The organism is Paenibacillus sp. FSL E2-0190 (genome assembly GCF_037992965.1).
Lineage (GTDB): Bacteria > Bacillota > Bacilli > Paenibacillales > Paenibacillaceae > Paenibacillus_AQ > Paenibacillus_AQ odorifer.
On sequence record NZ_CP150306.1, the window covers coordinates 3,213,546 to 3,232,644 of the forward strand.

A 19,099-nucleotide genomic window follows, 5' to 3' on the forward strand; every position below is an offset into this window, starting at 1 on the left:
CTCTACCTGAGAATTATTAAAAACTCAAAATATAACGACAAGCGAGGTTTAAATGGATAATCCAGAGAATTTGACCCAAGCGCTGTCTAAGTTTTATGAAGAACTTGAACGATCTGATTTACCGGTTAATACTTTTATGCTATTGCGTAAGGGAGAAGTTATTACCGAGTTTTATCGTCAACCGTACCGCAAAAACGTTCCCCAGGTTTTATTTTCTCTAAGTAAGAGCTTTACATCTATTGCAGCAGGCATAGCATGGGATAACGGTTATTTTGAATTAACGGATAAAGTGGTTTCTTTTTTCCCGGATCAGCTTCCTAGCTCAATTTCACCTAATTTAGAGAAGATGACGATACATCATCTTCTTTCCATGAATACAGGACATAACAATAGTATCTATGGTGCGATAGCCAAGCAAAATGATTGGGTTCGTGCCTTTTTAGCTTTGGACGTAGAAGATGAACCGGGAAGTTATTACAATTACAATACACACGCCACTTATATGGTTTCGGCTATTATCGAAAAGACGACTGGAGAAAATCTTGTTGATTTTCTAATGCCAAGATTATTTACCCCGTTGGACATAGAAAGACCGGAATGGGAGACTTGCCCGGTAGGAATTGTTGCTGGTGGAATGGGACTAAGCATAGCAACAGATGGAATCGCGAAATTTGGCCAGATGCTCCTCAATCAAGGGGTTTACAATAGCTGTAGAATTGTTTCTGAAGATTATTTAAAGCTGGCGCTAAATGAACAAAGCGATAATCGTTGGGGACAAAATAAGACCGACTGGTCAAACGGATATGGTTATCAGTTCTTTATGTGCAGGAATGGATGTAAGATGGGGAATGGAGCTTTTGGTCAATTGTGTTTCATTGATCCGAGTCAAGAGATTGTGATTGCTGCAACTTCAAGTTTTACCGAGATGAAGAAGTTACAGGATTTTTTAGATATCATATATGCAAATTTACTGAACCTTGATTGGCCAACGGTTGCATCTAACATTATTAAACCTCCTACATTTACCTCCTTAGTAAACAGGATAGTTAAAGTAGATTATAGATCGTACAGTGGAATTTATATCTTTGAAGATAATAAGCATAAAATCAAAGAATTAACACTGAAGTTTGAAGAAGAGCACCTTAGTTTTTCTTTACTTTACGACGATCATTTAGATGAATTTCCGTTCAATTTTTTAAGGCCTACCCATGCAAAAAGTTTATTTATTAAAGACTTATCCCTTAGTGAGCAGGAAGTTTGTACATCTGCAAGCTGGCAATATGATGATTCCAAATTAATCCTCACGGTATATTACATTGAAACCCCTTACGTAGTTGATTACACTTTGAGTTTTAGCGGTAAAAAAATTGAACTGCATATGCATAGGAATCTTTCCTTAGAGGATAGAGAAGACATAACTGTTATTGGTTGGGAGGGATGAAATGACCAAGGGTAAAGGTTGGATAGCTGTTTTATTTTTGCTGTTTTCTTTAGTTTTTGTGGGAATCACACATCAGGGTACTATGTTTGGGGATTACCTCTTCAGAACTATTGGAATTCCACCTTGGAGCGAACCTGCGACAAACCATGGTTTACATTACTCAGCAATATTCGGGATCATTTTGTTAATTTTCAGTGGGAATTTAACTATTATGCACTTTAAGCAGCGCTATAAAAAATATGTAGGCAGAACGGTTATTCTTTTTTTTATCATTTTTTATTATTTGTATCCATTTCTAACAGAACGATTGTATTATCTTGTGAATATGAACAATGAAGGAATTGAAGTTGTGGATTTTCTGGAAAAAGATTCGCACTGTATGTATGGTACTCAAGAGGATATGGTGGAAGTTCAATGCACAATCAGGCTAATCAACTATGGCGGGAAAAATGAAACCATTATGATCCGTCCAATCTTTCGAGAGTACGGTAATCCTCAAGGGATATGGTCATTCGCAGAGGTTCAGCCGCAAGAAATCACCTTGTTACCAAGATCTAATATTAGACATCACATTTATTTTGAGAGTAAGCCTGATGCTCGGATCGCTGAATTCGGGGCGGACGGTAATACCGATTATTTTGGTGTGGAGTTCGTCAAGGATGGACAGAAAAAGGTAGTCTTTAGGGAATGAATTGATAAAAATAAATATGTGAGTTATTTGCTTTAATATTATTACAGCTGAGTAGTAACAGAAGGGAAGGTTTCCAGTGACTCAACGCCTGATAACAAAAGTAAACCAGCGCCTCGATAGTGTGCGTGTGCTTGTTCAAGAAATGATCATGTCTATAGGTAGCGAACAACGGAAACAGGAAGCGTGTGTTCACCTGTACGGAGTGTCTAGTTTCGCTTCATTGCTTGCCATGAAAAGAGAACAAAATCAGGAATTGGCAGCCATTATAGGACTGCTTCATAATTATTATTTCTTCAAAACCGGAGTCAAGGAATTTCCAGGTCCCAACAGTGCTGATACCGTAAGGCCTTTATTAAGAGACTTGAATATGTTTACCAAAGAAGAGCTGACTCAAATTCTAAAGGCAATCTTCCATCAAGGGGACAGGAATAAAGTTCAGGGTCCCTATGAAGAGATTCTAAAGGATGCTCAAGTTCTACAATTACACTTGCAGAATAGGGGATGTAATGTAACACAACAGGACACGAATAGGCTTCGGAATGTACTTCGTGAAATGACGATTCCAGAGGATTTTTTGGAAGAGTTAGATTACAGTAGCGGGGCTGAAGTTCACCAGCCTACGGATAAACGAGGTAAGTTAGCTAATATTGCTGAAACATTTGGAAAAGAAAACATTGTTGGAATACCAGGAAACGAACGATATCGAGAAATCTGTAAATATTGGCCTGACCAAGGGATTTATAAAGTATTACAAAACAATTGGTGCGCAGCATTTGTATATTACTGCTGTATGCAAGCTGGATTTCTGCTGCCGATTCGATATCCGAATGCTGATTTTCGATTAGCTGGCGTAGGGGCTTGGTTAGAGTGGGCGCAACTACCTGAGACCGCATTTTTTTATTTTGACGGGCAAGAGGGGTTTACTCCTCAGCGTGGTGATATTGTGATTTATGAAAAATTGCTAACTAATGACCCTCACGATCATACAGGTATTGTTTTAGCATGCGATGACAAGGAGATCTTAGTTGCTGAAGGAAATAGGGATAATCAGAATTATTCCAGTGTTTTCTACAGAGATCGCTGGCATTGCGTATATGGCTATATCCGTATCGCTAATGACTATGAATTTGAGTTTAATGGTGAGTATACTCCAATTAGTTGAGGGGAGTTCATTCGGATGATCACAGTTAAGAATATTAAGGCTGAGTATCTATTAATGTCTAACCCTAATTTTGAATTATTTTCAGAACAAGCTCTGGAAAAAAATAATACGCTGCAACTGCAAAAATATCTAAATAAAACTCCGGTTTTTATCGTTACTTTTGAAGGGAGAAATGAGCCAGCTTGGGACAAAGATTCTTGAGCTTCTTCTCTTTTAAAAAGCGAACAAACTTGCCTTTTAGCAATGTTAGAGTTATCATAGATTTCTAAAGTCGTTAATGGAGGTGCTGAATGAAATATTCCCAAGCGACAGATTATGCACTTCATGCAATGCTCTATATGGTGACGGTGGCGTCTGATAAGCCGGTGGGTGTTCAATTGCTTGCTGAGAAGTTAGGTGTTTCCCAAACCTATCTGTCCAAAATGATGACTAAGCTAGTGAAGGCTGGATTGATTCAATCTGCACCTGGTGCTAATGGCGGTTATCGTCTCAGACGCAAGTCGGAAGAAATCTCTTTTTTGGATATTATCCATGCAATCGAAGGAACGGCTTCCTTTTTTGAATGCAGTCTAGATCACGGAAGTGAATGTCTGATTCAACAGGTTGTGATTGACGCTGAGCGACAGATGGAGCAGTACTTAGAGAACACGAAAATTGCAGATTTGGCAAAAACGATGAAGACGGAGTAAAGATCCGTTCTTTTTTCGGGTTTATTAGAGACAATATAAATCCGTAATGTCTTTAATGTGTGTTTTGATACTAAAATGTGAAGTTTAAAACAATGGAGGATGATTACAATGACTGAAGAGCAAAAATTAAATGCCAAGAGGGCGACCTATGAAAAAACCACTCATATTTCGATTCCCTCTTATGATTCATTATTTTCGATGATCCAATCTTATTTTCGTTTCGAATTAGGTGACATCCCTGTATCTATGCTCGTGGTCGGTGCGGGGGGAGGAAATGAATTTTCGGCATGGGGGCCATCTAACCCAAACTGGACATTTACTGGAGTGGATCCTTCGGAAGATATGCTTAAGATTGCGAAATTAAAGATAGATGAACTGGGCCTAGAGAGCCGTGTCAGTCTGATTCCTGGGACAATCGATGATCTTCCTCAGCAGGACTCAAAGTTCGATGTGGCAAGTTGTATTTTGGTCCTTCATTTCATTCATGATGTTCAAGAAAAATTGAATTTGCTTCGCTCTATAAAGGATAATCTGAAACCGGGTGCTCCATTTGTTCTCGTAAGTGCATATGGAGATTTGGATGATCCTGAACTCCACGACAGAATAAACGTATGGAAAAGCTTTTGGGTTGCAGGGTATGAATCTCCCAAAGCGTTTGATAATGTAAGTAGCAATATTACAAAAATTTCTTTCCTTCCCGAAAAACAAATTGAAGAGTTATTGAAAGAATCAGGCTTCACAAGAATCACTCGATTTTATTCTACTGGAATTATGGCAGGCTGGATGTGTCACGCGGAGTGACTAGAATACTTTCGGACCCAGATGACGTTATTTGTATATATTTAGGCGTTGGAGCATGATTTCGGACTCCAGTGCTGCTATTCCTTAAATAGAGGGTGATATATGGTGATTATCATGCTCATAGCGACTATGGAGTCCGCGAGCACCCTTAATATAGGAAAAAGTAGCGTATAAGGTCAACTGTGTCCTATAGTGCGATTCATAAGTGTGATTAGTACTTAATTAAACCAAGTTTAAGGATTAGATCAGCGATCAGGTAGCTTCAAAAAGTAGGGGGTGCCCAACAGCCATTGTATGGCTATGGACACCTCATTGTTTTTAACGAAAGTGACTAATCTATACATGAAGCTTGTAACGATTTGCTTTGCTTATCCGCTGAATGTCTGCAAGTTCCTCCGAAGTGAGTGGAGCTACATCAGCAGCCATTACATTGCTTTTTAATTGCTCCAGACTGCTTGCCCCAGGAATAATAACGGCTACAGATGGATTAGCTAGTGGATAATGAAGCGCTGTTTGTGCAAGATTGCGAGAGTCACTAGTTTCCTGCGAAAGCTGATCATGCAAATTCAGAAGTTCCTCACTACTGTAATCTAAGTAATTCTTCTCGGCTTTGCTGCGACCACGCTCTGATAGAATGCCCCCTGCTAAAGGCCCGCGTGCGATCATGCTAATTCCATGCTTAGCTAGCAGAGGAAGGATTTCTTCCTCAGGACGTCGATCTAAAATGCTATATTGGCTCATAACACTTACGATATTTGATTTTTTCACATATTCTCTAATTACATTAGGACGAATAGAAGAGATCCCATAATAGCGGATAAGACCCTCTTGCTTAAGTTCTTCAAAAGCTTCAATCGTTTCGTCAATTGGATCTTCAATAGTGCCGCCATGCAGCTGGTATAGATCGATGTAATCGGTTTGCAGCCGTTTGAGACTATCTTTGACTGCATTTTTAATATAGGCTTTTGAAGGGTCCCAGCTCCAGCCTTCTTGGCCGGGAATTCTGCGGTTGCCAACTTTTGTGGTCAGGATTACATCCTGTCGACGTTGACGAATGGCTTTGCCAATAATTTCTTCATTACGGCCCTCATCATAAAGATCTGCTGTATCAACAAAATTGATTCCTTGATCGAGTGCTTCATGAACAATGGAAATGGCTTTCGCCTCATCCGTACCCAAAGACATACAGCCAAGTCCTATCTCACTTACATACAAATCGGATTGTCCTAAACGATTTTTTCTCATAACGTAGTCCTTTCTACTTCTGTTGTTGTTATATTATAACGTTTTGGAGAATTGAATTCTAATGGTGCTTCGGACTTCCATTGACTTTATGATCTTTTGGCTTTATCGTCATAGCATATATTATTTATTAGATGAAGATAGATAGGGAGAGATTGGATCATATGGAACAAGCGATGTTTGCAGGCGGATGTTTTTGGTGCATGGTGACACCGTTTGAGGAATTACCAGGCATTCATGGAATTGTATCGGGATATGCGGGAGGGTTAACTGAGAATCCCACCTACGAAGAAGTCAAAACCGGAACAACGGGGCATTACGAGGTTGTGCAGATTACGTTTGATCCAGCGCTTTTTTCATACGAGAAGCTGCTTGAATTATATTGGCCTCAGATTGACCCTACCGATGATGGTGGGCAATTCCAGGATCGAGGAACTCAGTACCGGACAGCGATCTTCTATTATAATGAAGAACAGCGTTTAGCAGCTCTTGCCTCGAAGGAACAGGTTGCGGTCAGCGGCAGATTCTCCGGTCCAGTCGTTACGGAAATTCTTCCGGCGCCAGCTTTTTATCGTGCAGAAGAGTATCATCAGGATTATCATCATAAGAATCCCAAGCACTACAAAGAAGATCGGGAGCAATCCGGTCGGGATACTTTTATCGCTAAACACTGGTAAGTGTTAAAAAAACTTTAAACCAAGAGCATCCTGAGTCATTCATGGCTTACAGGATGCTCTTTTTGCATTATATACAAATTTTATTTATTTTAAATTCTACATACTTTCCACACATTTGTAGACTAAACTACTCTAAATCAAGCGAGAACATCACACAGGAGGGTTTAGGATGAAAAAAATCATACCATTTGTTGCCGTTAGTTTGCTTTTGAGTACAGTGTTAACAAGCTGCCAATCAGGCAATAATTCTCCATCTAAGGTTAATTCGCAAGCTAGTTCTGCAACGGTGGAGCAACCATGGATAGCTACGAAGAATACTACTCGTATTAACACTTCAGATCCGATTCAAGCCGCAGTGTTAGTTTCTCAGACTTTATGGACTGCGCAAACAAAGAATAATAGACCTTCAAGTGTAGTTTTGACGGATGTGAGTAATTGGCAGATCGCCGCAGTTAGTGCAGATTTGATTCATCATCCCAGTAATGGGCCTGTACTGTATACCACAAAAGAAGGGGTTCCTGAGGTTACTCTCGCTGAACTTAAGCGACTGAATCCAATAGGTGCTGAAGGCAATAAAGGGGTTCAGGTAGTGCTTGTTGGGCCTATGGCATCCAATGTCGAACAACAATTAAAGGCCATTGATTTAAAAGTAGACCGGATAGAAGGGAATGAGCCAGCGGCAGTGGCTCAGGCTATAGATACTTATTACGCCAAAGCAGCGGGTGAACTTTCAAAGTCGGTCATTATTGGTTCTATGGATAGCCCTGAGTACACGTTGCCAGCAGTGAATTGGATCGCACATATGCCTGAACCTCTTCTCTTTGTAACCAAAGACGAAATTCCTAACTCAACGGTCGAGGCTTTAAAAGAACGTGGAGGTAGCGCAACCATTTACATCCTCGGACCAGAAGACATTGTCTCAGCAGATGTAGAAAAGCAATTAAAAGAATACGGAACAGTTACCCGTATAGCTGGAGAAGATGTTTTTAAGAACGCTATAGCTTTTGCAAGTTTTAAGGATGCCAATAACGGATTCGGCTGGGGAATCACTACACCCGGTCATAACCTGTCTTTGTTAACCACGGATTCAACGATGATAGCTATCGCCGCTGCGCCTTTTTCTCATTTGGGGAAACATGCGCCGCTTATTTTTACGGAAAAAGACGGGCTGCCAGATTCAGTAATGGACTATATGATGGAGCTTCAACCTAAATTTCAAGATTCACCAGCAGAAGGTCCTTACAATCATGCTTGGATAACTGGGGATAACCTTACAATAAATGAGCGAGCACAAAGTGAAATCGATGACATGCTAGAAATCTCACCTGCTGCAGGAGGCAATCCGCATTCCGGCCACTAACCATAATCACAGGCTGGCATCTTTTAGGGATGATGTCGGCTTGTTCTGTGTTTTTTTTGTATAATGAGAAGAACTAGGTCATAAAGAGGGTGAACGGCTTGAATAAGCTACAGATACTGATCGTAGATGATGAATGGAACATGCGGAATTTATTGCGGATTTATTTAAGTAAAGAAGGGATGTCTACAAAAGAGGCGTCAACGGGTCATGAGGCACTCCAACTGTTGAAACAACACAGCTTTGACCTAATCTTGCTGGATGTGATGATGCCGGATATGGATGGCTGGCAGGTCTGCAAGCTGGTGAGGGAGACAAGCTCTATCCCAATTCTAATGCTAACCGCACGTTCTGAAACCAAGGATAAGGTACGTGGTCTCGGTATAGGTGCAGATGATTATCTTACTAAACCGTTTGAGCCGGAAGAATTAGTGGCTAGGATTTATTCTCTGCTGCGGCGTTCAACACTTACATTTGCCTGGCACTCTCAGGAAAAGGTGCTCACATACCCTAATTTTAAAATATACCCAGAAGCTAGGGAGGTACATATTCAGGATACATCCATTGAATTCACGCTCAAGGAGTTTGATCTACTGGCCACTTTGGCGCAAAATACTACCCGGGTTTTTACGAGAGAAGAACTGGTGGAGCGATTATGGGGGAATAATTATGAGGGGGAGAATCGTGTTATTGACACCCATATTAAGAATATCCGCGAGAAACTACATAAAGCAGGGCTAGCCTATAATCCGGTTCAGACGGTGTGGGGATTAGGTTATAAATTTCATGCTCCCGGTAATCAGGTATGAAAAATAACATCATCGGACTTAAGCTTGGTTTTGTTATTATGTCTGTTTTTGTAGTTGTTTTGCTTGTCCTTGGAGTTACTATAGAGCGGATGTTTACAAACTTTTATTACAACGAGATGCAAAAAGAGACGGAGGAACTCACCTCACATTTTATTGGAATGGCGGAATCGCAGGATAGTTCAAACGAGCAGATGATGAGTACCTTTGCAGAATTTTCGGATGTCAGTATCTTTAATATCTCAAAGGATGGCAATGTGATACTCCACTCGGGTGTACATGATCGTTTGGATCGTTCATTCATCCATGCTTCGGATGTTAGTAGGATTTTCGCTGGGAAAAGTGTTGATTTTGAGTATAAAGATCCTGCTGGACATTCTTATTTTATCATTGGAAAACCAATAATGGAGGGGGATACAACTCAGTCTGCACTTTATGTAATGTCCTCTACAGAGAGTATGAAGCAATCTTTGGCTTCCATCCGGAACCTCCTGCTGATTGCAGGAATGGGGGCTTTTATATTGGCTTTAGGGATCACTGGTGTGATCGCCATGATTTTGTCTAGACCTCTGATCAAGATGCAAAAGGCAACCCGGAAAATCGCGGCTGGCGAGCTGGAAACGAGACTTTCTATACGTAGTACCGATGAGATTGGTTTTTTGGCTGCGGCCATAAATGATCTGGCTGTCGATCTACAACGATACAGGGATACAAGGCAGGAATTTCTGGCAAATATCTCACATGAGCTGAGAACGCCCATTACATATTTGGAGGGGTACACCAAGGTTATAAAAGATGGGCTTTACGAGACCGAGGGGGAAAGGGATCTATACTTGGATATCATTCATCAGGAAGCACATCGGCTCCAGCATCTGGTGGATGATTTATTTGAACTGGCAAAGATGGAGGAAGGAAAGGTTACACTTACCCAAGAGTGGATCGATCTCAGTCAGCTAACGGAACAAGCCGTGCGCAGAGTTGAACTGAAAGCAAAAGAGAAGGGGTTACAGCTGAAGCTTCAGCTTAGCGGAGATGCGTATATGATCCGTGGAGATCAAAAACGTATGGAACAGATTATAATGAACCTTCTGGAAAATGCAATTCGTTATACGGATGAAGGCGAGATTATTATTCATGTGGAATTTGCAGCGGATGCTGCAACTCTAATAGTTGAAGATACAGGAATAGGTATTCCTGAGGAAGAGCTTCCCTATATCTTCGAGCGTTTCTACCGGGTAGAGAAATCACGTTCAAGACAATACGGAGGTTCAGGTCTGGGACTTTCCATTGTTAAAAAGCTGGTGGAATTGCATGGAGGCAAGATTCGAATGATGAGTCAGCCTGGAGCGGGTACTCGTTGCGAGGTGCAACTATTGAATTTATCTAAATCCGAATAAATGTAAGTAAAAAGAGACTTCCGATACAAAATGAGGTCTCTTTTTTGCTTGTTTATAATGTTATTGATTCGACTCAAGCTCTTCAAGTGCCCATTCGCAGAATTGTATAGAGCTCTCCATATCAAGCACACGTTTGCGGATCAGTAAATAACGTCCAAAAGTGGTGGCTTTTAACTCACGAGTCTCACCGCGTTCATCACGCAAGACTTCGTTTGCTTTGAGCAAAACCTTGTATCGCTCCAGCTCACTTTTACAAAACTCTGCACGTTTTAGCAATAGGTCCTTGGCTTCTTTCGGGTTGGATAGCCATAAGCTATACAGCTTAAAATGCAGCTCATCCCGCAGCACCGGAGGCTCTGCAGTAGTTTCCACCCATTGCCGCAATTGTTCCAGTCCTGCTTTCGTAATGGAGTATTCTTTTTTATCCGGTTTATCGGTCTGTTCAATGAGCTTAAAGGTGATATAACCTTGCTGCTCCATGCTCATTAATAGAGGGTAGATTTGACTATGTCCAGCACGCCAGAGCGGCTTGATATTCTGAGTTAATTCATATCCAGACAATGAGTTAGCGCTAAGTAAAGCTAGAAGTCCATAAGACAGTGTATTCATTACTATAAAGCCCTCCAGTTATTATAAATCCGTTTTCATTGAATTTTTCGGGGATATGTCATCATTGACATATTGATCATACGATTATAACATTATTCAAGTCACCTTATATATGTAAAAGTAGACATATAAAAAATAATGAGGAGGGGAAGCATGGAAGAAAATCAAGCAAGCAAAATACATTTTTGGCCGATCATGATTGCCATATTCTTCGGAAATTTCGTCTCTGTCTTAAGTACAACGACGATCAACATTGCTGTTCCTCTTTTAATGGATCATTTCAATACGAGTCTGAACACCATGCAATGGATGGTCACCGGTTTTATGCTGGCGACAGGAGTAACCGCACCACTCGCCGGATATCTCGGAGGAAGATTCAGCTACAAAAAGCTTTATCTTTTCGCCTTGATGGGATTCACCATGTTCTCTTTGCTTTGTGCTTTAGCATGGGATCCAACATCATTAATTGTATTTCGGATGCTACAGGGTTCGTGTAGCGGTCTCATCATGGCTTGTACAATGACCATCATATTTCAAGTAATACCGGGAGAACGCAGACCTTTTGCAGTAAGCCTCTGGTCGTTATCCGCGATGGTCGCGCCAGCCATAGGACCAACGTTTAGTGGGTGGCTGCTCCAATATGCCAGCTGGCATTGGTTATTCTTAATTAACATCCCTATTGGAATCATAGCTGTTATTCTAACCCTAACGTTAATTCCATATTATCGAATGAATATTCCGAAGTCATTTGATATTCCTGGTTTCCTTACCGTTGTCCTCGGTAGTTTATCATTATTAACTGCATTTAGCCAAGGCAATAGCTGGGGATGGACTTCGTGGAAAACCTTATCGTTAATCCTTTTGGGAGTTGTATTGTTAGTTTTGTTTGTTTTGCGCGAGCTGAAGGCGGAGGTACCTCTGCTGAATTTGCGTGTATTCCGTAATCGCCGTTTTACCGCCATGCTTAGTATCTATAGCTTAGTTACGATTGCGATGTATGCCGGAACCTATTTAACCCCTTTGTTCTTACAAACGGTAGAAGGGGCTACAACGCTTAAAACAGGGCTGATTTTATTGCCGTCCTCGATCCTCCTTGCCTTGCTGAGTCCAATCGTAGGTAAGCTGTATCCAAAGTTCGGACCTGTGAAGTTGATTTCTGCGGGTATTTTATTTATATTCATCGGTTTATTCATGCTTAGTCGGCTGCAAACGAACATATCTTATAGCTTTATTATGTGGGCGATGGTCGTTCGTAATCTCGGCATTGGACTAGCCAATGTTCCAAGCAGTACAGCCTCAATGGAGGAAATTCCTGTCGAATGGTCTGGGCATGCTACGTCGATCAACAACTGGGTTCGCAATGTGTTAAGCTCACTTGGGATTGCAGTATTCACCTCACTGCTGTCGAGTAGATCCTTACTCCACTCTAAAGAGTTGATCAGCTCCGGTGCAAGTAATACAGATTCGATACGTTTGCTATCGTTCACGATGGGTGTGAATGATGTTTTTGTGGTAGGTTCCATTATTGTGTTGTTTGGATTTCCACTGATGTTTTTATTACGCAAGAAGCGTACTGTGGTAACTGTACAAAACGCAGGATAACCGGTACGATACAAAAAGCAGATCAAGGTTTTATCCTTGATCTGCTTTTTGTCTTAGATTACGTTTTGTTAATAAACTTTAATGCATCATATCGCCCATTCCACCCATACTCCCTACAATTTCCGGATTAATCATCCCAAATATCATCGCGATATGCGCCACGACCAAGAATCCACTAATAAGCAGAAAATGCAGCTTCATCTTGTGCTCTTCCGATCGTTTACGGGCAATCAGACCAAGATCTAACAAAGCCAGTGGCAATAAGAAGAGTACTCCGCTTAAATAGAAGCCCACGGCTACGATATCAACCCATGTGTGCCATTCCCCATTCACAGACAAAGGAATAAACGCAGTTGGGAACAAGTAGAGGAATACACCTGTGAAATATATCCCTGCGAGTATGCTGCAGACTTTGTTGAAGGATCGTAGTGGGCCTGTTAGATTCTTGGTGAACAAAATAATAAACTCTGTAATGGTAATCGTCTCAGCAAAAATCACGGGGATGGCCATGAATATAATCAAATTCCAAGGCTGGTTGTCCGCTAGCAAAGACATGTAATGCGTCATGTTCATAAGATACTCCTCCGATAATATGTAATAGCTTCAGTTACTTATCGTATTCGAGAAGTATGTGGAAAGTATGTAGAAACGAAGGTATGATAAATATATGCAATAATAACAGTCGAGGGGAGCAAGACAACCGTGGGAAGAGGATTACAAAACATTTTATTTGATTTAGATGGTACTTTAACAGACCCCAAAGAAGGCATCACCAAAAGCGTAGAATACGCTTTGAACAAATTTGATATACAGATCGAGCATTTGGATGAGCTTCTTCCTTACATAGGTCCTCCGTTATATGATTCATTTATCGAGCTGCACCATTTCACTGAGGAACAAGCGCTTCAAGCGGTTGCTTTTTACCGGGAGCGTTACAGTGCCACGGGATTATTTGAGAATATGGTGATTGAAGGTATACCCCAATTGCTGGAGGGACTTAAGACGAATGGATACTCATTGTATGTAGCAACCTCCAAACCGACTGTTTTTGCAGCACAGATTCTTGAGCATTATAAGCTCGATCATTATTTCAAACATATCGGAGGAAGTAATCTGGACGGTACCCGTTCTAAGAAGCAAGAGGTTATTCAGTACGTGCTTGATGAGAATGACATACATCCAGAGGAAGCTGTAATGATAGGAGATCGTAAGCATGATATCATCGGTGCTATTGGCTGTGGTGTCGAATCTATTGGAGTGACTTTTGGTTATGGTCCCAAGGAGGAGCTTGAACAAGCCGGAGCAGACCATATCGCCTTTCGTGTGGAAGAAATTGCAGATATCATTCAGCATATTTCATTGAGAGAACGGTGCACCAAATGAGTGTTATGAATACTGTAATACTTGACGGGAAATCGATTAAGCTGGTTCCAATAGATGAAAGTCATGCAGAAGGATTGGCGAGAGTGTTAAGAAATCCAGACATCTGGGAATTTACCTGGCGAAAAATAACGTCGGACGAGCAGGTGCAAGGATTAATCTCAACAGCTTTAGCGAATCAAAAGAACGGTTCACAAATTACCTTTACTATCATTGATAAAGCAACGGAGCGAATTATCGGAACCACTCGTATTATGCATCCGGATTTGGTTCATCGTAACGCTGAAATTGGATGTACCTGGATCTCACCAGACTATTGGAGAACTAGTGTGAACACAGAAGGCAAGTCGCTGCTGCTACACTATTGTTTTGAAGAACTAAAGCTGATCCGCGTAGAATTTACAGTGATCGCGAACAACTTGAGGTCACAAAGAGCAGTAGAACGAATAGGGGCGGTTAAAGAAGGGGTTCTGCGCAAGCATAGAATCAAGTCTGACGGATCGATTCATGATAATGTGGTCTTTAGCATATTGGATACCGAATGGCCTGCTGTAAAAGAGAATCTGCATTATCTGATAAATGATAAATACGCATAAGTATAGATGAAGCAAACAAACGGGCTAGGGGCCGTTCCATAGGGAGCTACACTTCATCTATAATTGATGAATCAGAGTGGTGACGGAAGCAATTTGTTAAAGCAGAGTGAGCGTTTAATTGTATTTTGTACAACTATAATTCCTTAATTGGTCGGGGTATAGATATAACTGTATTTAGTACATCTATATTCCTCATTTAATTTCTTATAGGTAGATTTTCAGGGTTTTAATTGTACAGAATACAATTAAAATAAGAATAGTTACTTTTGCATACGGAATAAGTGTACAGAATGCAGTTATTTCACATTTACCCTATATCACTCTCCATTATCTCATTCGAATCCTTTAAATTAGGTGCTAGAAGTATAACAAGAGGGAATGCACCGGAAGCTACGTTCTGTCTGAAAGGATTTCTTCAAGGCATCAGACTTGCAACTCCTGCTTAGTGAGGATGAATATACTATGGTGGATCAGCGGATGATTAAGCGAGTTAAGCCAGAGCGTATAAGGATTTGCCCATGAATTTGCTTAAACCCCCCACAGATCAAAAACACCAGGCAGTGATACTCCAATTCCCGGAGAATCGCTGCCTGGTTGTTTTTTAATAACAGAGACCGCTACAAATTCTAGAAAGAGCTGCTTGGAGCAGCGCCTTCTTTTATGATTCAGCCAATAGGCTGCTTATGGTTATTGTTTAGGACTTACAAGGATTTTTACTTGATTTTTTTCTTTCAAAAGAGCCTCAAACCCGTGATCAATCACTTCATTCAGTTTAATTCTCTTAGTAACAAGTTTTTCAGCAGGGAAGTACCCTTGTTCCATCAAGCTAATTACAGCGGGGAAAACATCACGGTAACCAATGATACCAGTTAAGTTGCGTTCTTTAAGTACGATATTGTTTGGAGTAATCGTAGCATCTTTTTCGAAAATACTAACGATCATGATTTGTCCACTCAATTTAGTGGAATTAATGGCTTGGGTTAGAACGGGAGGTACACCTGTCACTTCAAACGCAACATCTACGCCACCATCGGTACGTTTTTGAATTTCTTCGACCACATCATATTGTTTAGGATCGATTACAATACCACCAAGTTCCTCAGCTTTACTCTTACGTTCCTCGGAAAGTTCTACCACATAGATTTCAGCTGCGCCGGATGCTTTCAAAGCTTCAATGACCAGCAAACCGATTGGGCCAGCACCGAATACTACAGCTTTATCTCCAACCTTCAGTTGACTGGAACGAACAGCGTGTAGAGCAACGGCAGAAGGTTCCACCAGAGCACCTTGTTCATAGGATAAGCTGTCTGGAATTTTGTGCACCATATGTTGGTCTGCTGCGACGTATTCTGAGAATCCACCGCCACCACCAGCCAAACCTAGGAAGCCCATTTTTTCACAAAGATTATATTTACCTTGTCGACAAGCCACACATTCACCACATGCAAAAACAGGCTCGACGACGACGCGATCACCAACATTAAACTTGCTAACGCCTTGACCTACTTCTACGATTTGTCCAGAGAATTCATGTCCCATTACGACTGGAGCTTTTTCACCAGTAAGGGGATGATCTGTTCCTTGGGGAATGAAAATAGGGCCGGCTACATATTCGTGAAGATCGCTGCCACAAATTCCGCACCATTCGATTTTGATTTTCACTTTTCCTTCAAGGGCTGCTGGTTCTTCAATCGTTTCTAACCGTAGATCTTTGACGTTATGCCATCTTAATGCTTGCATATCATTCATCTCCTAGATTAATAATTGATAATAAATAGTGTTTTATTTCTGGAAAAGAGGAAACGTTTCCGATAACAAATATGTCACATAATTTCCATATTGTCAAATTTAAATAATGAAAATATTAATATTGAAAATTAGTGAAAAATTTCACTAAAACAGAGTTATATCAAGCCTTTATGCTCACATTAGTCGTTGAGATAAGTATTCTTCTATGTACTATTATGTTATAATCTATACATTGGAATTTTGATTTTAGATGAGTGGAATAGAGATAAATACGAAAACGATTCCGGAAATAAGGGGACTATCAGAGTGGCTAATAAAAACAAAGTAACCATAGAGGATGTAGCGAAACGGGCGGGGGTAGGTATTGCTACTGTCTCAAGAGCCATTAATAATTCAGAGGGAATTAGTTCCAAGACCAAGGCGCTGGTACTGCAAGTGATTGAGGAGATGGGTTTCACTCCAAATACCTCTGCGCAAAGCCTCAAAATCCGCCAAACGAAGCAGATTGCTCTGGCCGTTCCTGACATTCGCAACGCAATTATTCCGGATATCGCCTGGTCCGTAGAGCAAGCCGCCAAACAACATAGCTATCGGGTAATCCAGATTAATACTTCTGGCAACCCGCGGACTGAGCTCGAAACAATCCGTGAGGTCAAAAAATTACATGTAGATGGACTCATTATCATGCCTCTTGCTTATCCAAAGACCATGGTAGAGTTAATTAATAAATCGAGTGTTCCGGTCTCTATCATTAACTACGGGAAAAGAATCACAGAAAATGTGAAAGCTGACATCGTTAGTTTGTCACGTTTTGAAGGACAATTAGTGATGGAGCATTTAATCAATATCGGTCGTACTAGGATTGCATATGCAGGGGCACAAAAAGATCTTATTGAAGATCGTTATCTTGCTTATCAGCAAGCTTTAAATCAAGTGGATATTTCGCTTGTATATTTTGGCGAAGACTTTTCCTTGCAAACTGGACTACAAGCCGCTGACTATTTCTACAGCCTGACGCATATGCCAGATGCTATTTATGCAGTGAATGACATGGTGGCCATAGGTATTGTGAATCGTTTTAAAGAATTAGGCGTTCGTGTTCCAGAAGATGTGGCGGTGGTTGGGGTAGATAATAACTCATGGACAACCATTACAAGTCCGCAGATTAGTTCGGTCTCGATCATGGGGAATGAAGTGGCACGATTAGCCACACAGCTTCTTTTGCAACGTATTCAGGATAATATTACCGGGGAGTATCAAAGGGTGCAGCTTGATCCGCGATTAATCGTGCGAGAGTCAAGTGTTTCGGTTAGACGTAGTACGAATTAAAGGCCTCAAGTTTGCGACTACTAAGAATGAATAGGTTGTAAATCCTTTAAATCCTGCTAGACTTAATACAGAGTAATTTGATTGGAAATTAAGAAATGAGGTGCGGATCATTATGGCTAATATTTATAAGAGCTTAACCGATCTGATCGGAAATACACCGTTATTAGAGATTTCAAAGTATAGTAAAACCCAAAACGTAGAAGCAAGGGTTCTTGCCAAGCTGGAATCTTTTAATCCTGCAGGTAGTGTTAAAGATCGTATTGGATATGCAATGATCAAAGATGCGGAAGAGAGAGGTCTCATTAATAAAGATTCTGTCATTATTGAGCCTACTAGTGGAAACACTGGGATAGGACTTGCTTTTGCAGCTGCTAGCTTAGGGTATTCACTGATCATCGTCCTACCAGATACATTTAGTATTGAACGCCGTAAATTAATGCTGGCATTAGGTGCTGAGCTTGTGTTAACACCGGGAACTGAAGGAATGAGCGGAGCTGTAAGAAAGGCAGAACAATTAGCTGCGGAAATTCCAAATTCATTTATTCCCCAACAATTCAGCAATCCTGCGAACCCGGAAATGCACAGAACGACTACAGCTGAGGAAATTTGGCGGGATACCGATGGAGATGTTGATATTTTCATAGCGGGTGTTGGTTCTGGAGGCACTATCTCGGGTGTTGGGAAAGCGTTGAAAGAAAAGAACCCCGCAGTCCAAATTGTTGCCATCGAGCCGTTTGATTCCCCTGTTTTATCAGGAGGCCGTCCTAAGGGACATGGGATTCAGGGCATTGGAGCAAACTTTATTCCGGAGAATTACGATAATGAAGTGGTGGATGAGATTTTTCAGGTGAAAAATGATGATGCCTATAGCGTATCACGTGCTCTTGCGCGAACAGAAGGATTGCTGGTGGGTATCTCCTCCGGAGCAGCTGTTTACGCAGCTACACAAATCGCTAAGCGTCCTGAGAATAAGGACAAGACCATCGTGGTGATTCTGCCGGATACCGGTGAACGTTACTTAACCACTACGCTGTTTGATTTTTAACGGAACATGAGCGCTAGATCCAAGGAATTGGCTTTAAAAAGCAAGCAAAAGGTTCAGCTATAGGCTGAGCCTTTTTGTTGTTGGAGTATTGGCTGTATATCTCCAGATAACGGGTATCTCAAGTAACTAAGAAGTTTAAGAGGGATCCAAAACTCCCATTATTTCAAGTAGCTAAGAAGTTCAAGGGGGATTCCAAATCTCCAATGTACCTCAAGTAACTAAGAAGTTTAAGAGGGATCCAAAACTCCCATTATTTCAAGTAGCTAAGAAGTTCAAGGGGGATTCCAAAACCCCATTTTACTCAGTAGCTAAGGAAGTTCAGTGTGTTACGGACCGTATTGCAGCTATTTCGCCATTTAATCTCATTTTGTGCGTTATCGGACTGTATAGCACTTATTGGCCAACATTTGTGGATAAACAGTGTGGTTTTGAGTAAATAGCTGCAACTGAGTTCGATAGCCTGCCGCAAACGCTCAAATAAACAGAATAACGTCTCCTGAGTCCGATGAATCGGCGAAAAGTGTGT

At 41.1% G+C, this 19,099-nt stretch carries 19 protein-coding genes; 15 read left to right on the forward strand and 4 right to left on the reverse strand.

What is annotated here, in order from left to right:
- The first annotated feature begins 52 nt into the window (after positions 1-52).
- The 6 genes from NST25_RS14070 to NST25_RS14095 all read left to right on the forward strand — a co-directional run bounded on the left by NST25_RS14070 (position 53) and on the right by NST25_RS14095 (position 4,784).
- Positions 53-1,441, forward strand: coding sequence for a serine hydrolase (locus tag NST25_RS14070; RefSeq protein ID WP_340394240.1), 1,389 nt, complete (start codon positions 53-55; stop codon positions 1,439-1,441).
- Between the two features lies 1 nt (position 1,442).
- Positions 1,443-2,132, forward strand: coding sequence for a hypothetical protein (locus NST25_RS14075; protein ID WP_312148073.1), 690 nt, complete (start codon positions 1,443-1,445; stop codon positions 2,130-2,132).
- Positions 2,133-2,208: 76 nt separating this feature from the next.
- The gene (locus NST25_RS14080; protein ID WP_340394242.1) at positions 2,209-3,294 is read left to right on the forward strand and encodes a CHAP domain-containing protein; all 1,086 of its coding nucleotides are present in this window, start codon (positions 2,209-2,211) and stop codon (positions 3,292-3,294) included.
- 15 nt (positions 3,295-3,309) lie between these two features.
- Positions 3,310-3,495, forward strand: a complete 186-nt coding sequence (locus NST25_RS14085; RefSeq protein WP_340394243.1) for a hypothetical protein — start codon at positions 3,310-3,312, stop codon at positions 3,493-3,495.
- Between the two features lie 89 nt (positions 3,496-3,584).
- A complete protein-coding gene (locus NST25_RS14090) occupies positions 3,585-3,983 on the forward strand; it encodes an Rrf2 family transcriptional regulator (protein WP_036678138.1) in 399 nt (132 codons plus the stop codon).
- A gap of 108 nt (positions 3,984-4,091) precedes the next feature.
- Positions 4,092-4,784 (forward strand): class I SAM-dependent methyltransferase, encoded by a 693-nt coding sequence (locus NST25_RS14095; RefSeq protein ID WP_248548206.1) that lies wholly within the window; start codon positions 4,092-4,094, stop codon positions 4,782-4,784.
- Between the two features lie 336 nt (positions 4,785-5,120).
- On the opposite strand, the gene NST25_RS14100 is transcribed toward NST25_RS14095, so the two are convergent.
- On the reverse strand, positions 5,121-6,029 hold the full coding sequence (locus NST25_RS14100) for an aldo/keto reductase (protein ID WP_248548207.1): 909 nt from the start codon (positions 6,027-6,029) through the stop codon (positions 5,121-5,123).
- Positions 6,030-6,190: 161 nt separating this feature from the next.
- Between NST25_RS14100 and msrA the strand changes: the two genes are divergently transcribed.
- The 4 genes from msrA (at position 6,191) to NST25_RS14120 (ending at position 10,263) form a co-directional block, all read left to right on the forward strand.
- Entirely contained in the window at positions 6,191-6,703 is a 513-nt protein-coding gene (msrA, locus tag NST25_RS14105) for a peptide-methionine (S)-S-oxide reductase MsrA (protein WP_076275682.1), read from the forward strand.
- A gap of 169 nt (positions 6,704-6,872) precedes the next feature.
- Positions 6,873-8,063: a cell wall-binding repeat-containing protein gene (locus NST25_RS14110; protein WP_340394244.1), complete on the forward strand. Its 1,191-nt coding sequence runs from the start codon at positions 6,873-6,875 to the stop codon at positions 8,061-8,063.
- A 98-nt stretch (positions 8,064-8,161) separates the two neighbouring features.
- Positions 8,162-8,869, forward strand: coding sequence for a response regulator transcription factor (locus NST25_RS14115; protein ID WP_248548209.1), 708 nt, complete (start codon positions 8,162-8,164; stop codon positions 8,867-8,869).
- Positions 8,866-10,263: a HAMP domain-containing sensor histidine kinase gene (locus NST25_RS14120; protein ID WP_340394246.1), complete on the forward strand. Its 1,398-nt coding sequence runs from the start codon at positions 8,866-8,868 to the stop codon at positions 10,261-10,263. Before NST25_RS14115 ends, NST25_RS14120 begins: the two co-directional genes overlap by 4 nt.
- Positions 10,264-10,323: 60 nt before the next feature.
- Here NST25_RS14120 and NST25_RS14125 read toward each other — a convergent pair whose 3' ends face one another.
- Positions 10,324-10,872: a PadR family transcriptional regulator gene (locus NST25_RS14125; protein ID WP_076185873.1), complete on the reverse strand. Its 549-nt coding sequence runs from the start codon at positions 10,870-10,872 to the stop codon at positions 10,324-10,326.
- A gap of 153 nt (positions 10,873-11,025) precedes the next feature.
- Between NST25_RS14125 and NST25_RS14130 the strand changes: the two genes are divergently transcribed.
- Positions 11,026-12,474, forward strand: coding sequence for an MDR family MFS transporter (locus NST25_RS14130; RefSeq protein WP_076129364.1), 1,449 nt, complete (start codon positions 11,026-11,028; stop codon positions 12,472-12,474).
- Between the two features lie 78 nt (positions 12,475-12,552).
- On the opposite strand, the gene NST25_RS14135 is transcribed toward NST25_RS14130, so the two are convergent.
- Entirely contained in the window at positions 12,553-13,047 is a 495-nt protein-coding gene (locus tag NST25_RS14135) for a DUF6803 family protein (RefSeq protein ID WP_076129365.1), read from the reverse strand.
- Positions 13,048-13,176: 129 nt separating this feature from the next.
- Here NST25_RS14135 and NST25_RS14140 point away from each other — a divergent pair, with 129 nt between their 5' ends.
- On the forward strand, positions 13,177-13,857 hold the full coding sequence (locus NST25_RS14140) for an HAD family hydrolase (protein WP_076185867.1): 681 nt from the start codon (positions 13,177-13,179) through the stop codon (positions 13,855-13,857).
- Entirely contained in the window at positions 13,854-14,450 is a 597-nt protein-coding gene (locus NST25_RS14145; protein ID WP_340394248.1) for a GNAT family N-acetyltransferase, read from the forward strand. The genes NST25_RS14140 and NST25_RS14145 overlap by 4 nt, the downstream gene beginning before the upstream one ends.
- Positions 14,451-15,137: 687 nt before the next feature.
- On the opposite strand, the gene NST25_RS14150 is transcribed toward NST25_RS14145, so the two are convergent.
- Positions 15,138-16,190, reverse strand: a complete 1,053-nt coding sequence (locus NST25_RS14150; RefSeq protein ID WP_076129368.1) for a 2,3-butanediol dehydrogenase — start codon at positions 16,188-16,190, stop codon at positions 15,138-15,140.
- Between the two features lie 315 nt (positions 16,191-16,505).
- Here NST25_RS14150 and NST25_RS14155 point away from each other — a divergent pair, with 315 nt between their 5' ends.
- Positions 16,506-17,528 (forward strand): LacI family DNA-binding transcriptional regulator, encoded by a 1,023-nt coding sequence (locus NST25_RS14155; RefSeq protein WP_076129369.1) that lies wholly within the window; start codon positions 16,506-16,508, stop codon positions 17,526-17,528.
- Between the two features lie 112 nt (positions 17,529-17,640).
- Complete coding sequence (gene cysK, locus NST25_RS14160) at positions 17,641-18,573, forward strand: cysteine synthase A (protein ID WP_340394249.1); 933 nt, start codon at positions 17,641-17,643, stop codon at positions 18,571-18,573.
- The last annotated feature ends 526 nt before the right edge of the window (positions 18,574-19,099 follow it).